At 71.0% G+C, this 7,929-nt stretch carries 6 protein-coding genes; 2 read left to right on the top strand and 4 right to left on the bottom strand.

Annotation, left to right across the window (positions count from 1 at the left end; all coding sequences use genetic code 11):
* Positions 1–212: 212 nt before the first annotated feature.
* Positions 213–1,430, bottom strand: coding sequence for a DUF7373 family lipoprotein (locus QH470_RS34540; RefSeq protein WP_280276592.1), 1,218 nt, complete (start codon positions 1,428–1,430; stop codon positions 213–215).
* A 162-nt stretch (positions 1,431–1,592) separates the two neighbouring features.
* On the opposite strand from QH470_RS34540, the gene QH470_RS34535 reads away from it, so the two are divergent.
* Positions 1,593–2,729 (top strand): metallophosphoesterase, encoded by a 1,137-nt coding sequence (locus QH470_RS34535; protein ID WP_280276591.1) that lies wholly within the window; start codon positions 1,593–1,595, stop codon positions 2,727–2,729.
* On the opposite strand, the gene QH470_RS34530 is transcribed toward QH470_RS34535, so the two are convergent.
* Positions 2,716–4,155: a type VII secretion-associated protein gene (locus QH470_RS34530; RefSeq protein ID WP_280276590.1), complete on the bottom strand. Its 1,440-nt coding sequence runs from the start codon at positions 4,153–4,155 to the stop codon at positions 2,716–2,718. The two genes, QH470_RS34535 and QH470_RS34530, sit on opposite strands and share 14 nt — an antisense overlap.
* 113 nt (positions 4,156–4,268) lie before the next feature.
* Positions 4,269–5,459, bottom strand: coding sequence for a DUF7373 family lipoprotein (locus QH470_RS34525; protein WP_280276589.1), 1,191 nt, complete (start codon positions 5,457–5,459; stop codon positions 4,269–4,271).
* A 140-nt stretch (positions 5,460–5,599) separates the two neighbouring features.
* Here QH470_RS34525 and QH470_RS34520 point away from each other — a divergent pair, with 140 nt between their 5' ends.
* Positions 5,600–6,931: an FHA domain-containing protein gene (locus QH470_RS34520; protein WP_280276588.1), complete on the top strand. Its 1,332-nt coding sequence runs from the start codon at positions 5,600–5,602 to the stop codon at positions 6,929–6,931.
* A gap of 27 nt (positions 6,932–6,958) precedes the next feature.
* On the opposite strand, the gene QH470_RS34515 is transcribed toward QH470_RS34520, so the two are convergent.
* Entirely contained in the window at positions 6,959–7,783 is an 825-nt protein-coding gene (locus QH470_RS34515) for a crotonase/enoyl-CoA hydratase family protein (protein WP_280276587.1), read from the bottom strand.
* Positions 7,784–7,929 lie beyond the last annotated feature (146 nt).

Below are 7,929 nucleotides of genomic sequence, written 5' to 3'. Positions count from 1 at the left end.
TGTTGGTGAAGGCCGGATGACCGACTCGAACACGATCTCGAGACTGAGCCGCACCGGCGTCCGCATACTCGCGGGCGCACTCGTTGGGGGGCGGGGCGGGGGGGGTGTTGCGCCCCCCCCGGGGGTGCGCCCCCCTTGCGGGCGGGCCACGAGTGCGCCCGCGAGGAAGCGGACGCCGGTGCGGCTCAGTCTCGAGATCGTGTTCGAGTCGGTCATCCGGCCTTCACCAACATCGCGTATTGAGCGGAGATCCGCTGCTGGGCGTCGAGCAACTGGGCGGCCCAGGTGAACGCGGCGTAGCGTCCCTGCGCGACCGAGCAGTAGTAGCGGACCGCCATCTTCTCTTTCCCGTGGTATTCACGGCATTTGGCGGCGGGCAAGTTCTTGGGGGCGGCCGCGCTGCGGAAATTCCGCGTGGGATCGCCGAGTTCGTCCCGGACGTGCTGGGCGCCGGCGGCGTCGCGGGCACGGAACACTTGCGTGCCGTAATCGGCGAAGCGGTCCACGCCGGCCTCGTCGAAGATCTGCTTGGTCTCCACCGGATCGGAGCTGAAGTGCAGCGCGGCGTGGGCGTCGTAGACACCGGGTGGGTTCAGCCAGGCCCCGAGGGTGTCCTCCTTGGGCCGGATCAGCGTGCGGCGCAGCATGTCGTCGCGATCGATGGGCTGCGACATGAGTTTGTCGCGCGGGGTCGGGGTGAACTTGGAGATCGCGGGGACGACGGTGTCCAGGCTCTTCTGCAACAGCGTCGTCAGCGCGGGCTGGTCCACCTTCTCCAGCCAGGCCTTGGCCTGGTCGTAGATCCAGGTGTAGACCACGAAAGGCCCGGTCGCGTACCAGGATCCGATCGACTGGACGGTCGGGTCCCAATGCGCGTGCACGCCCGGATACTTCGGCAGGGTCACCGGCTGGTTCCGGTCGTTGTACCCGAAGTCGGTGCGCTCCAGCGCCGCCGCGGCGTCGGCCGCCTTCTGCGCGTCGGGGAACAGCATGACCGTGTTGGCCAGCTCCATGCCCTGGTTGTACGGATCGTTGCGGGCATAGCTGGCGAATCCGCTGATGAAGTCGGGGGCGTCGTCGTGGAACCGGCTGGTGTCGATCTTGATGATGTCACTGAGCAGCGAATACTTGGGATCGACGAACACCAGCGCGGCCATCGGCGCGGGATGCACGAAGGCCGGGTCGACGTCCGAGGGCAGCGGTAGCAGGTTCCCGAACCGCTCCGCCTCGATCATGCGGGCCGCCTCGTCGTTCTTCGGCAGACCCATATCGTGCGGTTCCCCGCTGTAGGGCCCCAGATCCAGCTGTCCGATATCCACGACGGGTTCGGCCGCGATCGCGCTGCCGCCACCCCCGTCCGACCCACAGCCGGCTGTCACCAATGAGGCAACCAGCAGTCCGGCCGCCAGGAGTCCCGTGGTCCTCCGCATGTATCCCCTCCGTCGGAACTCGGCCACCTCCACGGGTCACGATTGGCCGATGCAGGCGCCGCGGTCGAGCGGTTGACAACATAGCACCCGCAAAGTCATGCCGGGCACCATCGTTTTCGGGGCGAAGTGGCGCGCTCACCCACCGACGGACAGGATGGCCTGGTGAAGTACATCCCGCGCGTGGCCCTGTTCCTGGGGATTCCCGCACTGCTCTTCCTGCTCCCGTGGTGGCTGCTGGTCTACAGCACCGTGGACGGCCCGCTGTACTGGCTCGGATCGGCGGTATTCCTGCTCGCCTTCGTATTCCTGCCCACGGGAATGCTGCTCGGGCACGGGCCCCGGCAATCGGACGCGGCGGTGGTTGTGGGGGACACGCTGCTGGGGGTCGTATGGGTGCTGTTCACCTGGTCGGTGATCGGCACGGTGGCGCGGGCGGGCCTGGCCGTCGCGGGCGTGGACGATCCGGTGCGGTCGCGCCTCGTCGCGATCGGTGTGGTCGCGGTCTGGGCGGCGCTGATCGGCTGGGGGATGGTGGAGGCGCGGCGGGTGCCGCGGGCCCGGACGGTCGAGGTGACCATCCCACGGCTGGGACGTGGGCTGGACGGCCTGCGGATGGTGGTCGTCACCGATACGCATTTCGCCGCGCTGGACCGGCTGCGCTGGTCGCAGCGGGTGGTCGAGGTCGTCAACGCGCAACGCCCCGATATCGCCTGTCACGCGGGCGACCTCGCCGACGGCTCGGTGCAGCGGCGGCGCGCGCAGGTGGAGCCGCTCGGCAAGGTCGACGCCGAGCTGGGCCGGTTCTACATCACCGGCAACCACGAGTACTTCGGTGACGCGGCGGGCTGGCTCGAGTACATGACCGGGATCGGCTGGCAGCCGCTGCGCAATCGGCACGAGGTCGTGGAGCGCGACGGTGACCGGCTGGTGATCGCGGGCATCGACGACCCGACCGGCATCGCCCTGGACGGGCACGGCCCCGACCTGCCCGCGGCGCTCGCCGACGCCGATCCCGACGTGCCCGTGGTGCTGCTGGCCCATCAGCCGAAGCAGATCGAGGATGCCGTGAAAGCCGGTGTGGCACTGCAGATTTCCGGGCACACGCACGGCGGGCAGATCTGGCCGTTCCACTACCTGGTGCGTCTGGACCAGCCCGTGGTCGCGGGCCTGAGCCGGCACGGGGAGCACACCCAGCTCTACACCAGCCGCGGCACCGGATTCTGGGGGCCGCCGCTGCGCCTGTTCGCGCCGAGCGAGATCACGGTGCTGGTGCTGCGCGCGCCCGCTACCGCGGTGTGAGCCGGACGTCCCGGAGGAACTGCTCGCAGGTGCCCGAGATGGGTTGCCAACTGTCCGACGGGTATTGGCAGCCGACGCTGACCTGCAGTCCGGCATCGACGAGCACATGCCAGCGGACGGTGGTGCCGTCGGGCGGGTACTCCTCGTAGGAGAGGCTGGGCCGCCCACCGAAGGCCGGGTCGCGCCGCAGGTCGCTGACCGTGCCCGGAGGACGGCGCTCGACCTGCGCCTCCAGGGTGCGCGCGACGTCCTCGACGGTGGAGCCGGGCGCCAGCGGCTTCTGGGTGATCGTCATCCGTTGGCGCGCACCGTCTTCGGGCATCAAATCCACGCGGGTGTCGGTTTGTGCGGCGATCCGCCAGCCCTCGGGTACCTGCGCCTGCACCCGCCCGAACGCCTGCGGGGCGGGACGACCGGTGGGCGGCTCGGCGGCGGTGACGGGGGAGAGCGGCGCGGTACCGGTCTGCGCGGCCGCCGGTGTCGGGTCGTCGGATGATCGTGTCCCCGCCAGGATCGCGACCCCTACCGCGATCGCGATCGCGACCACCACGGCCGCCGCCGCGGCCACCAGCGTGGTGCGCCGGGAGCGCGGCGGCTGCCCGGCGTTGGCGTGTGCTCGCAGGGACGCGTCCCGGTCCGGCAGCGGCGCTTCGAAACCCGGGCGGTGCGCGGCGACCGGCTGACCCGGATGTGCCGGGGGCTGCGACGCGCTCTGAATCAGATCGGCGCCCGCGACCGGTCGTACATCGACCGGGAAGCCGCACTGCCCGACGATGGCCGCGCGCAGCGTCTCCAGCTGCGCGGCGTCCGGAATGCCCACGGCCACCAGGTAATTCGGCGTCTGCCCGGCGAGGAGTCGGGCGACGACCGCGCCGATCGCCTCGGGCGGGTCGGCCAGGCCGACGGTCGGTTCGTGCTCGCAGGCATCGATCCAGGTGTCCGGCCCGGACCGGCCGACCAAGGTGGCCGTGGTGGACAGCGGATTCACCTCGAGCACCGCGATGCGCTGATGCTGCGCGTTGCTCGCGCCGAGCGAGGCCGCGCGCAAGGCCAGCGGCTCCACCGCCACGTCGGCGACCAGGCGGCTCGCGGCCGCCTGCACCGCGGCCCGGCGCCGCCGCCCCCACTCCGAGGGCGCCACCACGGTGAGCCGGTCGCAGGGGCCGGGCAGGCGCAGATTGGTCAGCACCGCGCCGAACACCACCGCGAACGCGTCGGCCGCGGTCGGCAGGGTGGGGAAGGCGATGCGGTCCGCGTCGGCCAGCCGGACCACCGACACCGCCGGATACTGCGGCCGCAACGCTTCTCCCGCAACGAAACTGGCGTTGTCACTGGCGGGCACGATCGACGGCGGGCCGTTCCAATAGGTGGCCTCGCTGCGCGCCCACAGCCGGGTATCGGTCAGTACGAGTTCGACGGTGGGCATCAGCGCGCCACCGGCCGAGCCGTCCGGAACACGATCGTCACGCCCTCCCCTTCCGTGTGGTTCACGCGGCATCCTACTTCAGCCGGGTGACACGGCAGCGGGAGCGGAGCGGGTCAGTAGTTGTTAGCCAGCAGCGCGTAGGCGGCGGCCGTGCGGTATTTGACGTCTTCCTGGGTGTCGGCCACGACGACCTGGACGTATCGGCGGTAAGGGATGTAGCAGCGGTAGACGGCCTCGCGCTGCCGGTTTCCTCTGGTGTTGAGTTCCAGGCATTTCGCGCCGGGCACGGTCGAGACGGCGGGTAGCGGGTCGTATTGCGTGCCCGAGCCGGTGATCAGGCCGTTGATCAAGCGGGCGCCCGCGTCCGAATCGCGCACGCGCAGTACCGAACTGGTCTCGGCGACGGCGACGGCGTCCAGACCGGTGTCGTCGACCAGGCGTTGCCGGGCGGTCTCGTCGGCGGCGGTGTGCACGAAGGCCGGTGCGCCGAAGATGGCGAAACGGTCCGGGTCGGCCTTCTGGTCGCGATCGCGGACGACCGCGCGGGACAGCAGCCGGTCGGGGTCCAGCGGCAGGTCGTCGAGCTTGGTCTGGGGGGTGGGCTGGAACCGGTCCAGCGCGGTCACCTGCGCGTCGAGGGTCTTCTGGATCCAGGCGAGCAGATCCGGTTCCTCCGGGCGCGGGCGCTCGACGAACAGGGAGATCACGAATTCCCGGTAGGCCATGAAGGTGCCGATATTGGAGACGCCGGGCCGGTAGTGGATGAAGGCATCCGGGTATTTCGGCAGCGTGAGTTTGCGGTTCAGGTCGGGCGCGACGCCGAAGTCGGCGTCCTCGAGTTCCCGCGCGGCCAGGGCGGCGGTCTGGGCGTCCGGGAAACGCAGCACCAGATCGGTGACGGCGGTGGCGTCCGGGGCGGGCGCCTCGGCTCGGTCGGCGCCGCCGGCCACGTAGCCGACGACCATGCCGCGGCGGTCGAGCACCGCCTTGGAGACTCCGGCGAGCAGGTGGTTGGTGGCGTTGTCGCTGTCGGGCACCACCCGTCCGCCCGCGCCGACCGACAGCGACGGATCGATGCGGATGCTCGGGACCACGGCCTGCGACATACGCATGCCCTCCAGCAGCGCGCCGTCCCCGGCGGCGTGCCGGTCGTAGTCGTGCCGGTCGACGGCGTACGGGCCGACATCGAGGGTGCGCACATCGAGTTCGGCCGCGACCGGCGTGCCCTGCGCGCCGCATCCGGCCAGCAGCGCCGCCAATGCGACGACTGCGACGACGATCGGTGCACTTGTGCTGCGGCCCATGGATCAGCCCCCGTTCCTCCCGGTGCCTCGTTTCAAATTACCGGACCGGGGCCGGGCGGGGGTCCGGTGCGAAGGGTTTGCCTTAACCTGGTGCATGTGGTGAGGACCGCGCACAGCTACCCCGGAGGCCGATTCCGTTGATGGATCGGCAGGTCGAGGTTGTCACCGGCAGCCACGTGGTGGTCCGGATCGCCGGTGCGGTGGTGCTCGTCGCGCATCGCGAGCCGGGGCGGGTACGCGCCGATTCGCCGGCGATGCTCGCGGCCGAGGCGCTGGCGCAGCTGGTTTCGGAGGCGTCGGAGCAGGCGCCGGGCGGTCCCGGGCGGCTGGTGGCGCGAGAGGCGACGCGCTGGCTGATGCGCGATGCCGAGCAGATCAGTCCGGACCGGCCGTTCGATTTGGGCATTCTGTCGCAGGCGGATACGGGCGGGCTGGCGATCTTCCTGCACGGCGCGGTCACCGCGGTGCTCGCGGGCGACGCCGGGATCGAGCGGTATCGCGGCGTGGACGCGGCCTTCACCGTGGACCGGGTGGCCGCGCCGCCGGATCGGGCGGCGGCGCTGTTCATCGACGACGACGGCGGGCCGGTCCCCGAGCTTCCGGAGCGTGGCATCGGCGCCCTGGTGGAGGGCGTCGCGCAGGCCGACGGCGCGATCGTGTGGTTCGAGAACGAGCGGACCCGGGCGCGGGATCGGGTGCGGCCCAACGCCGGAGCGCACCGGCGACCGGAGGGCCCGCCGCCCACCTCGCCGCTGGACGCCGAGTCGCGGCCCGCGCCCGAGACCCTGCCGGAAGTCGAAACGCGGGAACCGCTTTCGGGCGAGGCCGATCTGGCGGCGCGGCTCGCCGAGACGCAGCTCGGCCGCCCGGTTCCTGATCCGCGCGCGTCCATGACGCCGCCGCACGGCGCGGCCGCCGAGCCGCCCGTTCCCCCGGCGGTTTCGGACCCGGACCTGGAACGGCGGCTGGAGGCGACGACGCGTGCCACCTCGCTGACCGTGCGCGTGGTCGGATTCAAGTGTGCGCGAGCGCATCCCAGTGATCCGCGGTCGGCGTTCTGCACCGTGTGCGGCATGCCGGTGGACCAGACCCAGCCGCCGTCGGATGTGGTGCGCCCGCCCCTGGGCATGCTGGTGCTCGACGACGGCATGACCTTCCTGCTGACCTCCGACGCGGTGATCGGCCGCGACCCGGAGAACTCCGACGCCGCCCGCCGCGGTCTGATGCCGCTCAAGATCGACGACGTCTCCGGCGGCATGTCCCGCGCGCACGCCGAGATCCGGCTGGTGAACTGGGATGTCACGCTCGTGGACCGCGGCTCCACCAACGGCACCCGGGCCCGCCTCCCCGGCTACCACGACTGGATCCGCCTGTCCCCCAACCAGCCCATGGCCCTGGTCCAAGGCGCGGAAATCATGCTCGGCAACCGAGTCCTCCGCCTGGAGCCCGCCGCCCCACCACCTTTCGGTTGAGCCGTCGGCGGGCAGGTGGCCGTGGGGTCAGTGGCCGGTGAAATTGGGTGGGCGGCGTTCCAGCATGGCGGTGACGGCCTCGTGATGGTCGTCGGTTTGGTGGGCGATGGCCTGTAGGGCGGCGGAGAGTTCGAGGAGGCTGTCGAGGCTCTGCCATTGGCCTTCGCGGAGCAGTTTCTTGGTCATGCGCAGGACCTGGGGTGGGTTGGCGGCGACGCGGGCGGCAAGTCGGCGGGCGCTGTCGAGCAGGTCGTCCGGTTCGACGACCGCCGAGACCAGGCCCCAGTCCAGGGCGGTGGCCGCGTCGATCGCCTCGCCGGTGAACGCCATCTCGCTGGCGCGGGCCATACCGACGGCGCGGGGGAGCAGCCAGGCGCCGCCGTCACCGGGGATGATGCCGACCTTGGCGAAGCTCTCGGCGAAGGTAGCCGTGCGCGCGGCGATTCGCATGTCGCACATCAGCGCCAGATCGCACCCGGCCCCGATCGCCGGACCGTTCACCGCGGCGATGGTCGGAATCTCGCAGTGGTACAAGGCCTTCGGGATGCGCTGGATGCCGTGCCGGTAGCCCTGCCGCAGTTCGGCGGGGGAGCCGCCGAACATCCCGGTCCGGTCCCGCATGTGCTTGACGTTCCCGCCGGAGGAGAACGCCGTGCCCGCGCCGGTCAGGATCGCCACCCGCACCGAGGGATCGGCGTTGACCGCGGCGATCGCCGCCTCCAGCGCGTCGACGGTCTCCGCCTCGGAGATCGGATTGCGGGCCGCCGGATTGTTGAGCGTCCACAGCACGACATCGTCGGTGCGTTCGACCAGGACCGGCTGGGCCGATGATGCACTCGCAAGCTCGCTCACGATCGGTTCTCCATAAGGTTGTAGGTGTCCAGGGCAAGGTGCTCTGGATGCCCAGGGCGGCGGGGTGTGGCTGATCGGTTCTTGCCGTTGGGTGGTTTGCGAGGAGTGGCCGCCCCGTCGTTCTGGACGCCTCGGCCGCTGATTGA

Origin of the sequence: Nocardia wallacei (genome assembly GCF_029868745.1) — a bacterium.
Lineage (GTDB): Bacteria > Actinomycetota > Actinomycetes > Mycobacteriales > Mycobacteriaceae > Nocardia > Nocardia wallacei_B.
The sequence above is the reverse complement of the archived record's forward strand: the minus strand, read 5'-3'. Positions and strand labels throughout refer to the sequence as shown.

Bases quoted from the DNA above. Each gene is read 5' to 3' on its own strand.
- QH470_RS34540 (WP_280276592.1), bottom strand. From the start codon at position 1,430: ATGCGGAGGACCACGGGACTCCTGGCGGCCGGACTGCTGGTTGCCTCA.
- QH470_RS34530 (WP_280276590.1), bottom strand. From the start codon at position 4,155: ATGCCCACCGTCGAACTCGTACTGACCGATACCCGGCTGTGGGCGCGC.
- QH470_RS34525 (WP_280276589.1), bottom strand. From the start codon at position 5,459: ATGGGCCGCAGCACAAGTGCACCGATCGTCGTCGCAGTCGTCGCATTG.
- QH470_RS34520 (WP_280276588.1), top strand. From the start codon at position 5,600: ATGGATCGGCAGGTCGAGGTTGTCACCGGCAGCCACGTGGTGGTCCGG.